This window comes from Streptomyces sp. NPDC016677 (assembly GCF_055562815.1).
Genome location: NZ_JBVHEO010000005.1, coordinates 261,506 through 281,939 on the forward strand (window position 1 = coordinate 261,506; position 20,434 = coordinate 281,939).

Sequence of the window (20,434 nt, forward strand, 5' to 3'; positions counted from 1 at the left end):
TGGCGGTGCCGCGAACCACTCCCACGAGGAGGTGCCGTCATGACGGTCATGGAGCAGCGGGGCACGTACCGGCCCGCTCCGCCGCCCGCCTGGCAGCCCCGCACGGACCCCGCGCCGCTGCTGCCCGACACCGAGCCGTACCGCGTCCTCGGCACCGACGCGGCCGACCGGACCGACCCCGGGCTGCTGCGCACCCTGCACACCTGGCTGGTGGCCGGCCGGCGGTACAACGCGCAGGCCACGGCCCTCACCAAACAGGGCCGGCTCGCCGTCTACCCCTCCAGTACGGGGCAGGAGGCCTGCGAGATCGCCGCCGCGCTGGTGCTCCAGGACCGCGACTGGCTCTTCCCCAGCTACCGCGACACGCTCGCCGTCATCGCCCGCGGCGTCGACCCCGTCCAGGCGCTGACCCTGCTGCGCGGCGACTGGCACACCGGCTACGACCCCTACGAGCACCGGGTCGCCCCGCTCTCCACGCCGCTCGCCACCCAGCTCCCGCACGCCGTCGGCCTCGCGCACGCCGCCCGCCTCAAGGGTGACGACGTGGTGGCGCTGGCCATGGTCGGCGACGGCGGCACCAGCGAGGGCGACTTCCACGAGGCGCTGAACTTCGCCGCCGTCCAGCGCGCCCCGGTCGTCTTCCTCGTCCAGAACAACGGCTTCGCGATCTCCGTTCCGCTCGCCAAGCAGACCGCGGCCCCGTCGCTGGCCCACAAGGCCGTCGGCTACGGCATGCCCGGCCGCCTGGTCGACGGCAACGACGCCGCCGCCGTCCACGAGGTACTCTCCGACGCCGTACGGCACGCGCGCGAGGGCGGCGGCCCGGTCCTGGTGGAGGCGATCACGTACCGCTTGGACGCCCACACCAACGCCGACGACGCGACCCGCTACCGCGGCGACGCGGAGGTCGCCACCTGGCGCGGACACGACCCCGTCGACCTCCTGGAACGCGAGCTGACCCGGCGCGGACTGCTCGACGAGGACACCGTCCGGGCCGCCCGCGAGGACGCCGAGGCGCTCGCCGCCGGCCTGCGCGACCGGATGCACCAGGACCCGCGGCTGGACCCCATGGACCTGTTCGCCCACGTCTACGCCGAACCGACCCCGCAACTGCGCGAGCAACGGGAGCGGCTGCGGGCGGAGCTGGAGGCGGAGGCGGAGCTGGGTGCCGGGGCGGAAGCGGGCGCCGCCGCCGGGGCCGTGTCGGAAGGGGCGGCGCGATGACCACCGTCGCCGCCCGGCCGGCCACCATGGCCCAGGCCCTCACCCGCGCGCTGCGCGACGCCATGGCCGCCGACCCGGCCGTCCATGTCCTGGGCGAGGACGTCGGCACCCTCGGCGGCGTCTTCCGGGTCACCGACGGACTCGCCGAGGAGTTCGGCGAGGACCGCTGCACGGACACGCCGCTCGCCGAGGCCGGCATCCTCGGCACCGCCGTCGGCATGGCGATGTACGGGCTGCGCCCGGTGGTGGAGATGCAGTTCGACGCCTTCGCCTACCCGGCGTTCGAGCAGCTCGTCTCCCACGTGGCCCGGATGCGCAACCGCACGCGCGGGGCGATGCCCCTCCCGCTCACCGTCCGCATCCCCTACGGCGGCGGCATCGGCGGCGTCGAGCACCACAGCGACTCCTCCGAGGCGTACTACCTGGCCACCCCCGGCCTGCACGTCGTCACGCCCGCGACCGTCGCCGACGCCTACGGGCTGCTGCGCGCCGCCGTCGCCTCCGACGACCCGGTGGTCTTCCTGGAGCCCAAGCGCCTGTACTGGTCCAAGGACGCCTGGAACCCCGAGGAGCCGGCACCCGTTGAACCGATAGGCCGCGCGGTGGTGCGGCGCTCGGGGCGGAGCGCCACGCTCATCACGTACGGGCCGTCGCTGCCCGTCTGTCTGGAGGCGGCGGAGGCGGCCCGGGCCGAGGGCTGGGACCTCGAAGTCGTCGACCTGCGCTCGCTGGTGCCGTTCGACGACGAGACGGTGTGCGCCTCGGTGCGGCGGACGGGACGCGCGGTCGTCGTCCACGAGTCGGGCTCCTTCGGCGGCCCGGGCGGGGAGATCGCGGCCCGGGTCACCGAGCGCTGCTTCCACCACCTGGAAGCGCCGGTGCTGCGGGTGGCCGGGTTCGACATCCCGTACCCCCCGCCGATGCTGGAGCGCCACCACCTGCCCGGGGTGGACCGTGTCCTGGACGCGGTGGCGCGTCTGCAATGGGAGGCCGAGAGCTGATGGCAGCACAGGTGCGGGAGTTCAGGCTCCCCGACCTCGGTGAGGGGCTCACCGGGGCGGAGATCGTGCGCTGGATGGTCGAGGTCGGTGACGTCGTCGCCGTCGACCAGCCGGTCGTCGAGGTCGAGACGGCCAAGGCGATGGTGGAGGTGCCCTGCCCCTACGGCGGGACCGTCACCGAGCGCTTCGGCGACGAGGGCACGGAAGTGCCGGTCGGGGCGCCGTTGCTGACGGTGGCCGATGGTGACCTCGGGGGCGTCGGAGGTGACGGTGGCGGTGCGCGTGAGGGGGCGCGGGTCGGAGTCGGTGCCGCTACCGGTGCGGGTGCCCGTGCGGGTGCGGGTGCGGGTGCGGAAGACGGTGCCGGGGGCGCGGGCGGGCGGGACGAAGGCTCGGGCAACGTGCTCGTCGGGTACGGGACCGCGCGGGCGCCCGCGCGGCGGCGCCGGGTGCGGACCGGGGAGCCGGTGTCCGCGGGCGGGCCCGCGGACCGGGTGAACGGCCGGGTGGTGGACGCCGAGCGGGCCGAGGGGCCGGTGCCGGTCATCTCCCCGCTGGTGCGCCGACTGGCCCGGCAGAACGGCCTGGACCTGCGCGAGCTGTCCGGTTCCGGCCCGGACGGGCTGATCCTGCGCGCCGACGTGGAGTACGCGCTGCGTGCCGCCGCCGCGCAGGGCCGTACGGCGGCGGTGCGCGGTGAGCCGGACGCCCGCGCGGCACAGGCCCCCGTCCGGCAGGAGACCGCCCCCGCGGACGGCCACCGCGTGCCGCTCAAGGGCGTCCGGGGCGCCGTCGCCGACAGGCTCACCCGCAGCCGGCGCGAGATACCGGACGCGACCGTCTGGGTGGACGCCGACGCCACCGAGCTGACCCGGGCGCGCGCCGCGATGAACGCGGCCGGGGCGCCGAAGATCTCCCTGCTCGCCCTGCTGGCCCGGATCTGCACCGCCGCCCTCGCCCGCTTCCCCGAGCTGAACGCCACCGTCGACACCCAGGCCCGGGAGATCGTCCGGCTCGACCGCGTCCACCTCGGCTTCGCCGCGCAGACCGACCGGGGCCTGGTGGTGCCGGTGGTCCGCGACGCGCACACGCGGGACGCCGAGTCCCTCACCGCCGAGCTGGCCCGGCTGACCGAGGCCGCCCGCGCCGGCACCCTGGCCCCCGCCGACGTCACCGGCTCCACCTTCACGCTGAACAACTACGGCGTGTACGGCGTCGACGGCTCCACCCCGATCCTCAACCACCCCGAGGCCGCCATGCTCGGTGTCGGCCGGATCGCGGCCAAACCCTGGGTGCACCAAGGGGAACTGGCGGTGCGCCAGGTCGTCCAGCTGTCGCTCACCTTCGACCACCGGGTGTGCGACGGCGGCACGGCGGGCGGGTTCCTGCGGTACGTCGCGGACTGCGTGGAGCAGCCGGCGGTGCTGCTGCGCACGCTCTGACCGCGGCCCCGGCCGTATTCCGGCCGAGGGGCTCCCCTGCGTTCCCTGCGATCTCCCCGGCACGCATACTCGGGGGGTGAGCGCGTACGAGTCCTCCGGCGGCCCCGGGGGCGTCCCCGGGGCCGGGGCCGCCTCCGTCGTCCACGACGCCGTCGTGCTGGCCGGCGGTGTCGCCCGGCGGCTCGGCGGCGCGGACAAGCCCGGTGTCCTGGTCGGCGGGCGCGCGCTGCTCGACCGGGTGCTGAGCGCCTGCGCCGGAGCCTCGGCCACCGTGGTCGTCGCCGGCCCGCGGCCGACCGTACGGCCCGTCGTCTGGGCCCGTGAGGATCCGCCCGGCGCCGGACCGGTCGCCGCGCTCGCGGCGGGGCTGGGCCGTACGACGGCGGAGTACGTCGTCGTGCTCTCGGCCGATCTGCCGTTCCTCGACGGGGCGACCGTGGAAGCCCTGCTGACGGCTCTCGCCGCGGGGCCCGCAACCGCCGAGGGCGCGCTGCTCACCGACGCCGACGGGCGCGACCAGCCCCTCGTCGCCGCCTACCGGGCGTCCGCGCTCCGCCGGGAACTCGCCGCACTGGCCGCCGCGCACGCAGGGCTCACCGGGCTGCCCCTGCGCCGGCTGACCGCGGGGCTGCGCCTCGTTCGCGTCCCCGGTCCCGTCGCGTCCTTCGACTGCGACACCTGGGACGACATCGCCACCGCTAGGGCACGCATCAGGGAGCATGGGCACGTGTTGGATGAATGGATTTCCGCCGTCAAGGACGAACTGGGCATCGATCTCGACGTCGACACCGCCGTCCTGCTCGACCTGGCCCGCGACGCCGCCCACGGCGTGGCCCGGCCCGCCGCCCCGCTGACCACCTTCCTCGTCGGCTACGCGGCCGCACGGGCCGGTGGCGGGCCGGAAGCCGTCGCCGACGCCACCCGCAAGGCCGCGGCGCTGGCCCTGCGCTGGGAGGAGGAAGGCGCCTCCGGGACGACGGCCCCGCCCCCGGGCGCGGGTGCGGCCGACACCGCCCCCGGCAGCCGTCCGGACGCCGGATGACCGCCCGCTCCGGCGGGACGGGGCTGGACGCCGAGGACCTCGACGTCGAGGAGGCACTCGCCCTCGTGAGCGACAACCGCGGTCCCGTCTCCGACGATCAGAACCACGAGCACGGCCGCGAACCCGTACGCGGGCCTCGGCGGCAGGACCGCCGAGCCGGTGAGCGGGACGCCGCGCGGGCTGAGGAGCGGATCGCCGCGCGGGCTGAGGAGCGGATCGACCACTGGGACGACGACCAGACCGGCTTCGGTCGGGGCGATCAGACCGGCTTCGGTGGGGGCGATCAGGCCGCCCTCGGTGGGGACGACCGCGGCGGCCACCGCGGCGGCGACCGCACCGGCCACCGCGGCGACAACGGCGCGGACCACATGGCCGACTCCCGCCGGGTCCCCCGCCGAGACGAGTCCGACCGAGACGCCCTCCACCGAGACGACCCCCGCCCGGCCCCCCGCCGGGACGGCTCACGCCACCGCGCCACCTCCTGGCCCGACGCGCGGAGGGCCGCCGAGCGGGCCGGCCGGGCGGGGGCCTCCGCTGCCGGCCGGCCGCCGGTCCCCGTCCCCGTCGACGCGGCCCTCGGGCTCACCCTGGCCGCGCCCCTCGCGGCCCTCACCGACCTGCCCCCCTTCGACACCTCGGCGATGGACGGCTGGGCGGTCGCGGGCCCCGGCCCCTGGACCGTGCGCGAGGAGGGCGTCCTCGCGGGCCACGCCGAGCCCCCGCTGCTCGCCGACGGCGAGGCCGTACGGATCGCGACCGGCGCCCGTGTCCCCGCCGGCACCACGGGCGTGCTCCGCAGCGAACACGGCCGTACCGACACCCAGAACCGGCTGCACGCCACCCGCGCGGTCGTGCACGGCCAGGACATCCGCCCGCGCGGCCAGGAGTGCGGCCGCGGTGACCAACTCCTGCCGGCCGGCGCCCTGGTGACCCCGCCGGTGCTGGGACTGGCCGCGGCGGCCGGGTACGACACGCTCACCGTGGTGCCGCGCCCCCGCGCCGAGGTCCTGGTCCTCGGCGACGAGTTGCTCACCGAGGGGCTGCCGCACGACGGCCTCATCCGCGACGCGCTCGGCCCGATGCTGCCCTCCTGGCTGCGGGCTCTGGGCGCCGAGGTGATCGCGGTGCGCCGGCTCGGCGACGACGCCGAAGCCCTGCACCGGGCGGTCACCGCCTCCGACGCCGACTTCATCGTGACAACTGGCGGGACCGCCGGGGGTCCGGTCGACCACGTCCACCCCACACTGCGCCGCGTCGGCGCGGAACTCCTGGTGGACGGCGTCCAGGTGAGACCCGGTCACCCCATGCTGCTGGCGCGGACCGGGGAGGAGCAGTACCTCGTGGGGCTGCCCGGCAACCCCCTCGCCGCCGTCTCCGGGTTGGTCACGCTCGTCGAGCCCCTGTTGCGGGCGCTGGCGGCGCGCCCGGCCCCGGAGCCGTACGCACTGCCGCTGCGCGGTGAGGCGCACGGACATCCGCACGACACCCGGCTCGTCCCCGTGGTCCTGCGGGGTGACGGGGCCGTGCCGCTGCACTACAACGGACCGGCCATGCTGCGGGGGATCGCGGCCGCCGACGCCCTGGCGGTCGTACCGCCGGGTGGGGTACGGCCGGGTCAGGAGGCCGAGGTGCTCTCGCTGCCCTGGGCCACCGGCGGAATCGGAGTGTGTTTCACGTGAAACTTCCCGGCCAGGACGCGATCGCGCGCCAGGCGGACGAACACCTCGTGACCCACAAGGTGAGGCTGCCGAGAAAGCTGGTGGAGCACCCGTTCCGCCAGGTCGGGAAGCGGCTCTCCTGGGCTCTGATCGTCCTGGTGGCGACCGCGTTCATCGTGTGGGCCGACAGCGACGGCTACAACGACAACTCCGACGGTTCCGTCGATCTCCTCGACTCGTTCTACTACGCGACCGTCACCCTCTCCACCACCGGGTACGGCGACATCACACCGGTCAGTGACGCCGCCCGGCTGACCAACATCTTCGTCATCACGCCCCTGCGCGTGCTGTTCCTGATCATCCTGGTCGGCACCACGCTGGAAGCCCTCACCGAACGCACCCGGGAGGAATGGCGACTGAACCGCTGGAGGTCCACCTTGCGTGATCACACCGTCGTCGTCGGCTTCGGCACGAAGGGCAGGTCGGCGGTCCGGACCGTCTGCGCGACGGGACTGCGGAAGGAACAGGTGGTGGTGGTCGATCCGAGCGGCAAGGCGATCGAGGCCGCCACGGCCGACGGCTTCGCCGGGGTGATAGGCGATGCCACCCGCAGCGAGGTGCTCAAGCGGGCCGAGGTGCACCGGGCGCGGCAGATCATCATCGCGACCCAGCGCGACGACACGGCGGTGCTGGTGGCGCTGACGGCCCGGCAGCTCAACAAGGGCGCCAAGATCGTGGCCGCGGTCCGCGAGGAGGAGAACGCGCCGCTGCTGAAGCAGTCCGGCGCCGACGCGGTGATCACCAGCGCCAGCGCCGCGGGCCGGCTGCTCGGGCTCTCCGTGCTCAGCCCCGCCGCCGGCATGGTGATGGAGGACCTCATCAGCCAGGGCAGCGGTCTCGACATCGTGGAGCGGCCCGTCATAAAGGCTGAGGTGGGCAGGGGCCCGCGGGAGGTCGACGACCTGGTGGTGAGCGTCCTGCGCGGACACCGGGTGCTCGGTTACGACGACCCCGCCGTCGGGGGACTGGAACTGACGGACCGGCTGATCACGATCGTCCGGGCGACGCCCAGCACACAGGTCGCGCCGGACACCCGCCCCCTGCCCAGGGACTGACCGGCCGGGCGGGTCACTTGCGGTTGTAGAGCCGCATCGTGACCGGGCCGAAGACCAGCAGCAACAGCGCCGACCAGCCCAGCGACCAGGCGATCTCGTCGGCCGGCCAGTCGCCCGCCATCAGACCGCGCACCGCGGAGGCCACGTGGGTGATCGGGCTGTTGTTGACGAACCCCTGCAACCAGCCGGGCATGGTCGACGGGGCGACGAAGACGTTGGAGAGGAAGGTGAGCGGGAAGATCACCATCATGCTGACGCTCATCACCGCCTTCTCGGTGCGCAGCATCAGCCCGAACATCGTCCAGATCCACGAGAAGGCGAACGAGAACACCAGCAGCAGGGCGATCCCCGTGACCACACCGCCGACGCCGCCGTCCGGGCGGTAGCCGAGGATCAGCCCGACGACGAGCATCACCACCGAGGCGATGGTGTAGCGCAGGGCGTCACCGAGCAGATAGCCGACCATCGCGGCCGGCCGCCAGATCGGCAGCGAGCGGAAGCGGTCGAAGACGCCCTTTTCGATGTCGGTGTTGACCGACACCCCGGTGTACATCGTGATCATGACGACCGACATCACCAGGATGCCGGGCAGCACGAACTGGATGTAGTCGCTCGGTGAACCGGCCAGCGCACCGCCGAAGAGGTACGTGAACATCAGCAAGTTCATGATCGGGAACGCGGTGACGTCGAAGAGCTGTTCCGGCACGTGCTTGATCTTGAGCATCGCGCGCCAGCCGAACGTCAGCGACGCCGAGAGAGAGCTGGGCCGCGGGGGCCGTTCGCCGGCGACCAGCAGGGCTGTCAGGGATTCGGTGCTGACCGGTGCGAGGTCCTTGTCCCCGGTGCTCGTGACCGTGCTCATGCCGCCACCCCGTCCTTCGTGTCGTCCGTGCCCTCACCGGTGCCCGGGGCCGGACCGGACCCGGAGCCGCGGCCGGCGTCGTGACCAGCGTCGTGAGCGGTGTCATGACCGGTGTCGTGCCCGGTCAGCGCGAGGAAGACCTCGTCGAGGCTGGGCTGCCCCAGGGAGAAGTTGTCGACGGTGATGCCGGCCCGGGTCAGCGCGGTGAGCGCGCGGGCGGCCTGGTCTGCGGCGGTCTCCTCGGCCGCCGCGCTCAGCCGGGCGGTCAGCGCCACCGGGTCGCCCTCCAGCTGTACTTCGGCGACCAGCAGCTCGCGCAGGACCCGCTCGGCGTCGGGCCGCCGGCCCGCCTCGCGCAGCCGCAGATGGACGGAACCGGAGCCGACGGACGCCTTCAGCTCGCCCTTGGTCCCCTCGGCGATCACCTTGCCCTTGTCGATGACGGCGATCCGGGAGGCCAGCTGGTCGGCCTCGTCCAGGTACTGGGTGGTCAGCATCACGGTGGTGCCCTGGGCGACGACCGCGCGCACGATGTCCCACACCTGGTTGCGGCTGCGCGGGTCCAGGCCGGTGGTCGGCTCGTCCAGGAAGAGGAGGTCGGGGGTGTTGAGGATGGACGCGGCGATGTCGATACGGCGCCGCATACCGCCGGAGTAGTGCTTGACCTGCTTGCCGGCGGCGTCCGTCAGCCCGAAGGCCTCAAGGAGCTGCCCGGAGCGCTGGTGGGCGGCCGTCTTGCCGTGGCCGAGGAGGCGGCCGAGCAGCACCAGGTTCTCGGTGCCGGTGAGGTCCTCGTCCACGGACGCGTACTGCCCGGTGAGGCTCACCCGGCCGCGTACCTCGTCCGCCTCGCGGACCACGTCGTGGCCGAAGACCTGGGCGTGGCCGCCGTCCGGCCGCAGCAGCGTCGCGAGGATCTTCACCGCGGTGGTCTTGCCGGCCCCGTTCGGACCGAGCACGCCGTAGACCGTGCCGGCCGGCACCCGGAGGTCCACCCCGTCGACGGCGCGGGTCTCACCGAACGTCTTCACCAGGCCCGCGGTTTCGATCGCGAGGCCGGACGTCTGCGTGCTCATGCTGAGAGTCCTTCCGCGTTCTTGGTCCACGCATGGGAAGACCTTTACCGTCCCGCAAACTCATCGTTCGCGCACAGGGTTTTCCCGGGGGACCGCGGCCGGCCCAGGGCCGTGCGCGGGCGGGCGGGAAGCGGCCCGTGCGGGAGGCCGGCGGGAAAGGAGCCCGTGCGGGAGGCCGGTGGGAGAGGGGCCCGCGGGAGGCGGGCGGCCGGGTCGGACGGGCCGGGCGGGGCGGGCGGGAGTAGCGTCCCTTTCATGCATGCGATCACGATCCCCGAACCCGGAGGCCCCGAGGCGCTGGTCTGGGCCGAGGTCCCCGACCCCGTGCCCGGCGAGGGCGAGGTCCTCGTCGAGGTGACGGCCAGCGCCGTCAACCGGGCCGACATCATGCAGCGGCAGGGTTTCTATCCGCCGCCGCCCGGCGCGTCCCCCTACCCCGGCCTGGAGTGCTCCGGACGCGTCGCCGCGCTCGGCACCGGCGTCTCCGGCTGGTCCGTGGGCGACGAGGTGTGCGCGCTGCTGGCGGGCGGCGGTTACGCCCAGAAGGTCGTCGTCCCGGCCGGGCAGCTGCTGCCGGTCCCCGAGGGCGTCGACCTGAAGCACGCCGCGGCGCTGCCCGAGGTGGTCTGCACCGTCTGGTCGAACGTCTTCATGATCGCCCACCTCCGTCCCGGCGAGACCTTCCTCGTGCACGGCGGCTCCAGCGGGATCGGCACCATGGCGATCCAGCTGGCCAAGGCGGTCGGCGCCAAGGTCGCCGTGACGGCGGGCACCGGCGAGAAGCTGGAGCGCTGCGCCGAGCTGGGCGCGGACATCCTGATCAACTACCGGGAACAGGACTTCGTCGCCGAGGTCAAGCAGGCCACGGGCGGCGCCGGCGCCGACGTCATCCTCGACAACATGGGCGCCAAGTACCTGGACCGCAACGTGCAGGCGCTCAACTTCAACGGCCGGCTGGCGATCATCGGCATGCAGGGCGGCCGGAAGGCCGAACTGGACATCGGCGCCCTCCTCGCCAAGCGCGCCGCCGTGACCGCCGCGGGGCTGCGTGCCCGCCCCAAGGAGGAGAAGGCGGCCGTCGTGGCCGCCGTACGCGAGCACGTCTGGCCGCTCCTCGCCGAGGGCCACGTACGCCCGATCGTCGACCGGGAGATGCCGATGGACGACGCGCCCGCCGCCCACCGGGTCGTCGAGGAGAGCGGGCACATCGGGAAGGTGCTGCTGGTCGCGCCGTGACGGCCGTGGTGGGGGCGTCGTGCTCGCGCCGCTCATGTCCGGCGCAGCCGGAGACCGACGAAGGCGAGGGCCAGGCCGAGTCCGACGAGGACCAGCCCGCTGCCCAGGGGCAGGATCCGCGGGGCGGGCCCGGAACCGTCCTCGGCGTGTGCGGCGGGCCGGGGGGCGGGACGGTGTACCGGAGCGTCGGAGGGCGCCAGCCCGGCCTCCCCGGGCCCGGCGTCCGTCTCCCCTGCCTCTCTCGTCTCCCTTGCCTCCCTCGTCTCCCTCGCCTCTCGTGTCTCCCCCGGGTCCTCCTCCCGCCCCGGTCGCTGCCGCCCCTCACCGGCCCTGCTCCCGGCGCGGGAGGGCTCGGGGCGGTTGCCCGGTGAGGCGTGTGTGGGGGAGGCGTGCGTGGGGCTGGAGGGGGCCGGAGACGAGGGCCGGGCGGAACGCGTGGCCGACGGGGCGGACGCCGCGGCATCCGGTGACGCCGGGCCCGGGTCGTACGCCGCCGCACCGGTCGCGCTCGCGGCGTACGCCGCACCGGTCGCGTACGCCGTGCTCGCCACGCAGGGGCACACGACCGCGCACAGCCCCAGGAGCCCTGCCAGTGCCGTGACCCGCAGTGTGTCCCGCGGCGTGTCCCGCGATGTCTCCCGCAGTGTGTCCCGCCGTGGAGTCACGCCGATGACCCTCTCTCGGTGCCTGCCGTGCCTGCCGTGCCTGCCGTCAAGATCGACGGAACAAGCCTCACACTCGCCGACCATTCCGGCATTCCGAGTGGAGCCGAACGCGGGGAACCCGCTTCGGGCGGGGGCGCCCCGGTGACGCGGTGGGGGCGTGCGAGAGAATGACGGCATGGAGATGCCGAGGAACGACAGGTCGTCGGAGAACCCCCAGATCCTGGTCGTCGGCCAGGACGGCATGGCGCTCAGCGGCGGCGGTGACGGAGACGAGGACGCCCGGGAGACCCCGGTGACGGATCAGGTCGAGCAGCCCGCGAAGGTCATGCGCATCGGCAGCATGATCAAGCAGCTCCTGGAGGAGGTGCGCGCGGCTCCCCTGGACGACGCCAGCAGGGCCCGGCTCAAGGAGATCCACTCCAGCTCGGTGAAGGAGCTGGAGGACGGTCTCGCGCCGGAGCTGGTGGAGGAGCTGGAGCGGCTCTCCCTGCCCTTCACGGAGGAGGGGACCCCCAGCGACGCGGAACTGCGGATCGCCCAGGCGCAGTTGGTCGGCTGGCTGGAGGGTCTGTTCCACGGGATCCAGACCACCCTGTTCGCCCAGCAGATGGCCGCCCGCGCCCAGCTGGAGCAGATGCGCCGCGCGCTCCCGCCCGGCATCGGCGACGCCGAGGAGGGCCCCCACCCCGGCGGCCGCTCGGGCGGGCCGTACCTCTAGGCCACCGCACCGCGTCCCCTCACCCCTGGACCACCGAACCCGCAGGGCCCGGCAGCGAGGACTGCCGGGCCTTCGCTGTTCCGCGTGCTCCGGCGCACGGCGAACCGCCGGCGACCACGCCCACCGGTACGACCGGGACCGTGGCGAAGGTCACTCGCGGTGAGGCGACCCCGGCCGGGAACGGCGGAAGGGAGAACTTGATCCAATCCGCGGTTCCGCCAAGTCTGCCGAAGGGCCACGACACGTCAAGCGCGGTGCCCGATCCGTGACCGTACGCGAAGGAAGCGTCATGGATGCGTTACAGCGTGGGCGCGGACGGTACACAGAATTTGCACGACAGTACGGAAGCACGGTTTCATGACCGGTCCGTCACGTGCCGGGCCCGGCGACCGTCTCGGGCCGGAGGCCCCCGCGAAGGCTGTAGCGTGGCCGACGGAGACCGTGACACAACACCGCGCGTACCGCGGGCAGAAACGACGGCGAGGACTGATGGCACAGCAGCAACGCGCTCAGGGCCCGTCCGAACCCGAGGCGACTGGCGGCGGTATGTCGGACGCGCCGGAGACCTGGGGCAACGGCGGGTTGGTCGGCGACGGCCGGTACCGGCTGACCCGCAGACTCGGGCGGGGCGGCATGGCCGAGGTGTTCGCCGCGGAGGACGTCCGCCTGGGACGTACCGTGGCGGTCAAGCTGCTCCGCGCCGACCTCGCCGAAGACCCGGTCTCCAAGGCCCGCTTCACACGCGAGGCGCAGTCCGTGGCCGGACTCAACCACCACGCGATCGTCGCCGTGTACGACTCCGGCGAGGACTTCGTCGGCGGCCAGTCCGTGCCGTACATCGTGATGGAGATCGTCGAGGGACGGACCATCCGCGACCTCCTGCTGAACGCGGAGGCGCCCGGACCCGAGCAGGCGCTGATCATCGTCTCCGGGGTCCTGGAGGCGCTGGCCTACTCGCACCAGCACGGCATCGTGCACCGCGACATCAAGCCGGCCAACGTCATCATCACCAACAGCGGCGCCGTGAAGGTGATGGACTTCGGCATCGCCCGCGCCCTGCACGGGGCGTCGACGACGATGACGCAGACCGGCATGGTCATGGGCACCCCGCAGTACCTCTCCCCGGAGCAGGCCCTCGGCAAGGCCGTCGACCACCGCTCCGACCTGTACGCCACCGGCTGCCTGCTCTACGAACTCCTCGCGCTGCGCCCGCCGTTCACCGGCGAGACCCCGCTGTCGGTGGTCTACCAGCACGTCCAGGACATCCCGACGCCCCCCTCCGAGGTCTCCGACGCGGTCCCGCCGGAGCTGGACGGCCTCGTCATGCGCTCGCTGGCCAAGGAGCCCGACGACCGCTTCCAGACCGCCGAGGAGATGCGCGGGCTGGTCCAGTACGGGCTGCAGATGCTGTACGACCAGGGCGGCCACACCGGCACCTGGAACACCGGCCCGGTCGCCCACGACGGGCGGCAGACGCCCGCGGCCGGGATGGGCATGGCGGGTACGACCGCGCTGCCGCACCCCGACCACTCGGGCACCGCGCAGATCCCCCAGCCGATCCTGCCGGGCGGCTACGGCGGCGGTGACGACGGCGGCTTCGAGGGGCACGGGAACCGGGGCAGCGGCCGGGGCAAGCTGTGGATCCTGGCCGTGCTCGCGGTGATCGCCATCGCGGGCGGCGTCGCGCTGGCGCTGAACCAGGGCGGCAACGAGAGCGGCGGCGGCACCGACACCACCAAGTCGCCGAGCGCCACGCAGAGCAGCGAGGAGGAGAAGACCTCCCGGTCGCCGAGCGAGACGCGCTCCGAGGAGACCCCCGAGACCGACCCTGGTCAGGGGTCCGGCGGCGACTACGGGGACAACTACACGCCGTCCTACCAGCCGTCGTACACGCAGTCGCAGACCCAGTCCGAGGGGACCGGCGAGACCCCGCCGACGGACGAGGAGACCGGGGACGTGCAGCCCTCGACCTCCGCGACCGGGGACACCGGCGGCGGCGACACCGAGACCGGCGGCACCGATCCCTCGGGCGGCACCGAGACCGGTGACCCGGGCGGCGACGAGGAAGAGGACGGCGGCCTGGGCGGCCTGGGCGGCTGAGCCGGGCGGCGCCGGCCGGACACCGTACCGGCCCGGTCCGGCTGGGCCGGGTCAGTCGGCGAACGCCTCGCACACCGCCTCGTACTCCCGGGTCCACCACACCGCGAGGGCTGACGCCGCCGGGAACTGCGGGTCGGCCCGCCGGTCGCCGCGTTCGTAGTGCCAGCGCAGCATCCAGAAGTCGTTGAGCCGCTCCCACCACACCCGGTGCACGGCGGCCACGAGCTGGGAGGGCGTCGCGCCCGCCGCGCGCCGGTACGCGCGCGCGTACGCGCGTACCTTCAGCAGGTCGAGCGGACCGGCGGGACGGACGAAGAAGATCGCGGCGGCGCGTACCGCCTCCTCCGCGCGCGGGCGCACGCCGAGCCGGTCCCAGTCCACGATCGCGGCCGGTGCCTCCCCCCGGTAGAGCAGGTTGAACGGGTGGAAGTCGCCGTGCACCCAGCCCACCGCCCCGCCGCGCGGGGGACGCCGGTCGGCGTGCCGTTCGAGGAGTGCGCGGCGTTCCAGCAGCCGGTGCCGGGCGAGCTGGTCGAAGGAGTCGGCGGGGCGGTGCCGGCGCACCTGGGCGAGCAGGCCGTCGATGAGGGCGAAGGTGTCGGCGGGGTCGGCGCTCGCGGCCGGGTCGGGGACGTCGCGGGCGCCGGGCCGGGACGGCGTCCGCGGCTCGGACCCCGGCATCACCTGTTCCAGGCCGGCGTGCACGGCCCCGAGCAGCGCGCCGAGCCGTTCGCACTGGGCCTCGGTGAGCTGGCCGCCGTGCCGGTGCCGGCCCTCGATCCACGGGTGCAGGGCGTAGCAGTGGCCGCCGACCACGGCCACCGTGCGCCCGTCGCGGCCGGGCAGGGCGGGGGCGACCGGGACACCCAGCCGGGCCAGGCGCCGGGTGGCCCGGTGCTGGCGGTCGATGGCGGCCGGCGTGGCGGTCTCGGGGTCGAAGTGGTGCTTGAGGAAGAAGCGGCCGCGGGTGGTGCACAGGCGCCAGCCGCGGTTGAGCAGGCCTTGGTCGACGGGTTCGCAGGAGAGCGCGGAACCGGCGCGGTACTGGGAGAGAAGGGCGCCCAGAGGGGGCGCGTGAGGCACAGTGGTTGGTACACATAAGCGCGGCACGCCGCTGATGCTAGGGCACGGGAATCGTGCGTGAGCTGGGCTTTCTCACACACAGTCAGCGGTGGTCGCTTTCGGTCGCCAGCCCGTCAGGGGGTGCATCGGAGCGCGCCCCGTGTGTTCCGGAAGTGGCGCCTTTCCCGCCTTCGCGTACGGAACCGGGGTCGCGCACGGACTCTTCCCGCGCCCGGGGCGGCCGGGATAACGTGCCGTTGTCCCGGCCCCCTGCGACGCCGTGACCAGTGCCTGTTCCCGACTTTGCCGATTTACTAGGAAACCCAAGTAAAAATGCAGGTCAGGAGGGGTTTCACAGTAATGTGGCGCACTGGGTAACGTGCTATTTGCAGGACGCTCGCCGGGGCACCTGTCACGCCCGTACCCGACTCCGGCGCACCCACCCCGTGCGCCCGCCGGACGCGGGTGAGCCGCACCGCCTCCCGGCGAACCCGGGGGCCGGACCGACGGAGGAGCAGACGTGACCGTGGAGAGCACTGCCGCGCGCAAGCCGCGACGCAGCGCCGGGAGCAAGGCCGGGGACACCGGTACCACCGGTACCAGGGCAGCCGGCACCACCGGTACCAAACGCACCACGCGCAGCACCCGCGCCGCCGGCAAGGGCGCCGACCCGCAGCTCGTGCAGCTGCTGACGCCCGAGGGCAAGCGCGTCAAGAACGCCGAGTTCGACCCGTACGTCACCGGTGTCACCCCCGACGAGCTGCGCGGCCTGTACCGCGACATGGTGCTCACCCGGCGCTTCGACGCCGAGGCCACCGCGCTGCAGCGCCAGGGCGAACTGGGTCTGTGGGCGTCGCTGCTCGGCCAGGAGGCCGCGCAGATCGGCTCCGGCCGCGCCACCCGCGAGGACGACTACGTCTTCCCGACCTACCGCGAGCACGGCGTCGCCTGGTGCCGCGGGGTCGACCCGACCAACCTGCTCGGCATGTTCCGCGGCGTGAACAACGGCGGCTGGGACCCGAACAGCAACAACTTCCACCTCTACACGATCGTCATCGGCTCCCAGGCGCTGCACGCCACCGGCTACGCGATGGGCGTCGCCATGGACGGCGCCGACTCGGCCGTCCTCGCCTACTTCGGCGACGGCGCCTCCAGCCAGGGCGACGTCATGGAGGCGTTCAACTTCGCCGCGGTCTACAACGCGCCGGTGGTCTTCTTCTGCCAGAACAACCAGTGGGCGATCTCCGAGTCCAACGAGAAGCAGACCCGGGTGCCGCTCTACCAGCGCGCCGAGGGCTTCGGCTTCCCGGGCGTCCGCGTCGACGGCAACGACGTCCTCGCCTCCCTCGCGGTCACCCGCTGGGCGCTGGAGCGGGCCCGGCGCGGTGAGGGACCGGCGCTCATCGAGGCGTACACCTACCGGATGGGCGCCCACACCACCTCCGACGACCCCTCGCGCTACCGCCACGACGACGAGCGGGTCGCCTGGGAGGCGAAGGACCCGATCCTGCGCCTGCGCCGCCATCTGGAGGCCTCAAACCACACGGACGAGGGCTTCTTCGCGGAACTGGAGACCGAAAGCGAGGCGTTGGGCAAACGAGTGCGCGAAGTGGTCCGTGCCATGCCGGACCCGGACCGGCTGGCCCTCTTCGAGCACGCGTACGCGGACGGGCACGCGCTGGTCGACGAGGAGCGCGCCCAGTTCGTCGCTTACCAGGCGTCGTTCGCCGACACCGAGGCCGAGGGGGTCTGATCATGGCCGAGAAGATGGCGATCGCCAAGGCGATCAACGAGTCGCTGCGCCGCGCCCTGGAGACGGACCCCAAGGTCCTCGTCATGGGTGAGGACGTCGGCAAGCTCGGCGGTGTGTTCCGGGTGACGGACGGCCTGCAGAAGGACTTCGGCGAGGGCCGGGTCATCGACACCCCGCTCGCCGAGTCCGGCATCGTCGGCACGGCGATCGGTCTCGCGCTGCGCGGCTACCGCCCCGTGGTGGAGATCCAGTTCGACGGCTTCGTCTTCCCGGCGTACGACCAGATCGTCACGCAGCTCGCGAAGATGCACGCCCGCGCGCTGGGCAAGATCAAGCTGCCGGTCGTCGTGCGCATCCCCTACGGAGGCGGGATCGGCGCGGTCGAGCACCACTCGGAGTCCCCCGAGGCGCTCTTCGCGCACGTGGCGGGGCTGAAGGTGGTCACGCCCTCCACCCCCTCGGACGCCTACTGGATGATGCAGCAGGCCATCCAGAGCGACGACCCGGTGATCTTCTTCGAGCCCAAGCGGCGCTACTGGGACAAGGGCGAGGTCGACCCGGAGGCGATCCCCGGCCCGCTGCACGCCGCGCGGGTGGCCCGCGAGGGCACCGACCTCACCCTGGTCGCCTACGGACCGATGGTGAAGCTCTGCCTGGAGGCGGCCGGCGCGGCGGCGGAGGAGGGCCGGTCCCTGGAGGTCGTCGACCTGCGCTCGGTCTCCCCGCTGGACTTCGACACCGTGCAGGCCTCGGTGGAGAAGACCCGCCGCCTGGTCGTGGTGCACGAGGCGCCGGTCTTCCTCGGTTCCGGCGCGGAGATCGCCGCGCGGATCACCGAGCGCTGCTTCTACCACCTGGAGGCCCCGGTGCTCCGGGTCGGCGGTTACCACGCGCCGTACCCGCCGGCGCGTCTGGAGGAGGAGTACCTGCCCGACCTGGACCGGGTGCTGGATGCCGTCGACCGCTCGCTGGCGTACTGAGGAGAGGGTCGTGACGACGATGACGGAAGCGTCCGTGGGCGCCGTGCGCGAGTTCAAGATGCCCGACGTGGGCGAGGGACTCACCGAGGCCGAGATCCTCAAGTGGTACGTCAAGCCCGGCGACACGGTCACCGACGGCCAGGTGGTCTGCGAGGTCGAGACGGCCAAGGCCGCGGTGGAGCTGCCCATCCCCTACGACGGCGTGGTCCGCGCCCTGCACGTCCCCGAGGGCACCACGGTGGACGTGGGCACGGCGATCATCGCCGTGGACACGGGCGGCGGGACGGGCGGCGGTACGGGCGTCGAGCCGGCTCGGGAGACGGCGGCGCGGGAACCGGCCGGCGAGGCGACCGCGGCCGGTGAGCCCGAGCAGCCGCAGGGCCGCCAGCCGGTCCTGGTCGGCTACGGGGTGGCCGCGTCCTCGACCCGCCGCCGCCCGCGCAAGGCGCCACAGACGCCCGCGGAGCCCGCCTCCGCCCCGGCCGCCGCGATCCAGGCCGAGCTGAACGGTCAGGTGCCGGTCCCCCGGGAGCGCCCCCTGGCCAAGCCCCCGGTGCGCAAGCTCGCCAAGGACCTCGGCGTCGACCTGACGACCGTGGTCCCGTCCGGGCCCGACGGCATCATCACGCGCGAGGACGTGCACGCGGCGGTGACGCCCGCGCCGGCCACGGAACCGGCCGGCGCGCCGGCCGCCGCGACCGCGCCGTCGCCCGCCGTCGCCGCCCCGGCGGCGGTGCCGTCCGGCGGTGCCCGCGAGACCCGCGTCCCGGTCAAGGGCGTCCGCAAGGCGACGGCCGCGGCGATGGTCGGCTCGGCGTTCACCGCGCCGCACGTCACGGAGTTCGTGACGGTCGACGTGACCCGCACGATGAAGCTGGTCGAGGAGCTGAAGCAGGACAAGGAGTTCGAGGGCCTGCGGGTCAACCCGCTGCTCCTGATCGCCAAGGCCCTGCTGGTCGCGATCCGTCGCCACCCGGACATCAACGCCTCCTGGGACGAGGCCGCGCAGGAGATCGTGGTCAAGCACTACGTCAACCTGGGCATCGCCGCCGCGACCCCCCGCGGCCTGCTCGTGCCGAACATCAAGGACGCGCACGCCAAGACGCTGCCGGAGCTGGCCCGTTCACTGGGTGAGCTGGTCACCACGGCCCGGGAGGGCAAGACGTCCCCGGCCGCGATGCAGGGCGGCACGGTCACCATCACCAACGTGGGCGTCTTCGGCGTCGACACCGGCACACCGATCCTCAACCCCGGCGAGTCGGCGATCCTGGCGATCGGCGCGATCAAGCTCCAGCCCTGGGTGCACAAGGGCAAGGTGAAGCCCCGTCAGGTCACCACGCTGGCGCTGAGCTTCGACCACCGTCTGGTCGACGGCGAACTGGGCTCCAAGGTCCTGGCCGACGTGGCCGCGGTCCTGGAGCAGCCCAAGCGGCTGATCACCTGGGCGTAGCGAACACGGCGAAGGGGGTCCACCGCCCGCCGGCGGTGGACCCCCTTCGCGCGAGACCGCGCACAGCGCGGCCGCCGTCAGCTGATCTTCGAGTAGCCGTAGTTGACGAGCTTCTTCACGTCCGAGGTGCGGTTGGCCGCGGAGGACGAGGTGAGCACCGCGCCGACCACCGACTCACCGTTCTTGGTGGCGGCGAACACCAGGCAGTACTTGGAGGAGGAGCCGGAGCCGGTCTTCACGCCCAGCGTGCCGTTCCAGCCGAGCAGGGTGTTGGTGTTCGTCCAGGTCGCCATGGTGCGGGTGGACCCGGTCTTGGTGATGGTCTTCGCCTTGTACGACTTGGCCTTCACCACGGTCTTGAAGGTGGAGCTCTTCATCGCGCTGCGGGCGAGCTTGGTCAGGTCGCGCGGCGTCGAGTAGTTGGACCCGTTGCTGATGCCGTCGAACGAGTCGAAGTGCGTCTTGGTCATGCCCAGGCTCTTGGCCGTGGAGTTCATCTTGCTGATGAAGTTCTTGGTGCGGGCCGAGACGGTCGAGCCGGAGCCGAACTTGTCGGCCAGCGCCATCGCGGCGTCGCAGCCGGACGGCAGCATCATCCCGTACAGGAGCTGACGGACGGTGACCTTGTCGCCGACGATCAGCCGGGCCGACGAGGCGCCCTTGGAGACGATGTAGTCGCTGTAGGCCTTCTTGATGGTGACCTTGGAGTTCAGGTTCAGGTTCTTCTGCGAGAGCACGACCTTGGCGGTCATGATCTTCGTGGTGGAGGCGGTCAGCCGCTTGGTGTCGGCGGACTTGCTGTAGAGCGTCTTGCCGTTGGCGCTGTTCATCACGAACCCGCCCTTGGCGGTGATGGACGGCGTCGTGGCCGCCTGGGCCGGCGCCGCGGTGAGGACGCCGGTCGCCAGCATGGTGCCGCTCGTCACGGCGACGGCGACGGCCCTGCGCAGGCGAGGGCCCTGATTGACGGTATTCACGTGAAGTACCCCGATTGTATGGAATTCACCGGCGGTGCGGCCGAGTTGAGGTCAGTTCATCATCTGAACAGCA

The 20,434-nt window shown here is 73.2% G+C and carries 16 protein-coding genes; 12 read left to right on the forward strand and 4 right to left on the reverse strand.

Going from position 1 to position 20,434, the window contains the following annotated elements; translation table 11 throughout:
* Positions 1–39 precede the first annotated feature (39 nt).
* The 6 genes from ACZ3IG_RS17370 (at position 40) to ACZ3IG_RS17395 (ending at position 7,482) form a co-directional block, all read left to right on the forward strand.
* Positions 40–1,224 carry a thiamine pyrophosphate-dependent dehydrogenase E1 component subunit alpha gene (locus ACZ3IG_RS17370; RefSeq protein ID WP_467432819.1) on the forward strand — a complete coding sequence of 395 codons (1,185 nt, stop codon included), beginning with the start codon at positions 40–42 and terminating at the stop codon, positions 1,222–1,224.
* Positions 1,221–2,225 carry an alpha-ketoacid dehydrogenase subunit beta gene (locus ACZ3IG_RS17375; protein ID WP_467432822.1) on the forward strand — a complete coding sequence of 335 codons (1,005 nt, stop codon included), beginning with the start codon at positions 1,221–1,223 and terminating at the stop codon, positions 2,223–2,225. Before ACZ3IG_RS17370 ends, ACZ3IG_RS17375 begins: the two co-directional genes overlap by 4 nt.
* Entirely contained in the window at positions 2,225–3,667 is a 1,443-nt protein-coding gene (locus ACZ3IG_RS17380) for a dihydrolipoamide acetyltransferase family protein (RefSeq protein WP_467432823.1), read from the forward strand. Before ACZ3IG_RS17375 ends, ACZ3IG_RS17380 begins: the two co-directional genes overlap by 1 nt.
* Positions 3,668–3,743: 76 nt before the next feature.
* Positions 3,744–4,709 carry a DUF6457 domain-containing protein gene (locus ACZ3IG_RS17385; protein ID WP_467432825.1) on the forward strand — a complete coding sequence of 322 codons (966 nt, stop codon included), beginning with the start codon at positions 3,744–3,746 and terminating at the stop codon, positions 4,707–4,709.
* The gene (locus ACZ3IG_RS17390; protein ID WP_467432826.1) at positions 4,706–6,388 is read left to right on the forward strand and encodes a molybdopterin molybdotransferase MoeA; all 1,683 of its coding nucleotides are present in this window, start codon (positions 4,706–4,708) and stop codon (positions 6,386–6,388) included. Before ACZ3IG_RS17385 ends, ACZ3IG_RS17390 begins: the two co-directional genes overlap by 4 nt.
* Entirely contained in the window at positions 6,385–7,482 is a 1,098-nt protein-coding gene (locus ACZ3IG_RS17395; RefSeq protein ID WP_403538981.1) for a potassium channel family protein, read from the forward strand. Before ACZ3IG_RS17390 ends, ACZ3IG_RS17395 begins: the two co-directional genes overlap by 4 nt.
* A gap of 13 nt (positions 7,483–7,495) precedes the next feature.
* Here the strand turns inward: ACZ3IG_RS17395 and ACZ3IG_RS17400 are convergent, their stop codons facing one another.
* The gene (locus tag ACZ3IG_RS17400) at positions 7,496–8,344 is read right to left on the reverse strand and encodes an ABC transporter permease (RefSeq protein ID WP_467432828.1); all 849 of its coding nucleotides are present in this window, start codon (positions 8,342–8,344) and stop codon (positions 7,496–7,498) included.
* Positions 8,341–9,420, reverse strand: coding sequence for an ATP-binding cassette domain-containing protein (locus ACZ3IG_RS17405; protein ID WP_467432829.1), 1,080 nt, complete (start codon positions 9,418–9,420; stop codon positions 8,341–8,343). The genes ACZ3IG_RS17400 and ACZ3IG_RS17405 overlap by 4 nt, the downstream gene beginning before the upstream one ends.
* Before the next feature lie 255 nt (positions 9,421–9,675).
* Between ACZ3IG_RS17405 and ACZ3IG_RS17410 the strand changes: the two genes are divergently transcribed.
* The 3 genes from ACZ3IG_RS17410 to ACZ3IG_RS17420 all read left to right on the forward strand — a co-directional run bounded on the left by ACZ3IG_RS17410 (position 9,676) and on the right by ACZ3IG_RS17420 (position 14,139).
* Entirely contained in the window at positions 9,676–10,656 is a 981-nt protein-coding gene (locus ACZ3IG_RS17410) for an NAD(P)H-quinone oxidoreductase (RefSeq protein ID WP_467432831.1), read from the forward strand.
* An 840-nt stretch (positions 10,657–11,496) separates the two neighbouring features.
* Positions 11,497–12,039: a bacterial proteasome activator family protein gene (locus ACZ3IG_RS17415; RefSeq protein ID WP_467432833.1), complete on the forward strand. Its 543-nt coding sequence runs from the start codon at positions 11,497–11,499 to the stop codon at positions 12,037–12,039.
* A 489-nt stretch (positions 12,040–12,528) separates the two neighbouring features.
* A complete protein-coding gene (locus tag ACZ3IG_RS17420; RefSeq protein WP_467432836.1) occupies positions 12,529–14,139 on the forward strand; it encodes a protein kinase domain-containing protein in 1,611 nt (536 codons plus the stop codon).
* A gap of 51 nt (positions 14,140–14,190) precedes the next feature.
* Here ACZ3IG_RS17420 and ACZ3IG_RS17425 read toward each other — a convergent pair whose 3' ends face one another.
* Positions 14,191–15,222: a phosphotransferase gene (locus tag ACZ3IG_RS17425; RefSeq protein WP_467432837.1), complete on the reverse strand. Its 1,032-nt coding sequence runs from the start codon at positions 15,220–15,222 to the stop codon at positions 14,191–14,193.
* Positions 15,223–15,721: 499 nt separating this feature from the next.
* On the opposite strand from ACZ3IG_RS17425, the gene pdhA reads away from it, so the two are divergent.
* From pdhA to ACZ3IG_RS17440, 3 genes are read left to right on the forward strand one after another with little or no spacing between them, the layout of a single operon-like run.
* Positions 15,722–16,954, forward strand: a complete 1,233-nt coding sequence (gene pdhA / locus ACZ3IG_RS17430) for a pyruvate dehydrogenase (acetyl-transferring) E1 component subunit alpha (protein ID WP_467432840.1) — start codon at positions 15,722–15,724, stop codon at positions 16,952–16,954.
* 2 nt (positions 16,955–16,956) lie between these two features.
* Positions 16,957–17,934: an alpha-ketoacid dehydrogenase subunit beta gene (locus ACZ3IG_RS17435; RefSeq protein ID WP_467432841.1), complete on the forward strand. Its 978-nt coding sequence runs from the start codon at positions 16,957–16,959 to the stop codon at positions 17,932–17,934.
* 10 nt (positions 17,935–17,944) lie between these two features.
* Positions 17,945–19,384 carry a dihydrolipoamide acetyltransferase family protein gene (locus ACZ3IG_RS17440; protein ID WP_467432843.1) on the forward strand — a complete coding sequence of 480 codons (1,440 nt, stop codon included), beginning with the start codon at positions 17,945–17,947 and terminating at the stop codon, positions 19,382–19,384.
* Between the two features lie 77 nt (positions 19,385–19,461).
* Here the strand turns inward: ACZ3IG_RS17440 and ACZ3IG_RS17445 are convergent, their stop codons facing one another.
* Positions 19,462–20,295, reverse strand: a complete 834-nt coding sequence (locus ACZ3IG_RS17445; RefSeq protein WP_467433152.1) for a D-alanyl-D-alanine carboxypeptidase family protein — start codon at positions 20,293–20,295, stop codon at positions 19,462–19,464.
* Positions 20,296–20,434 lie beyond the last annotated feature (139 nt).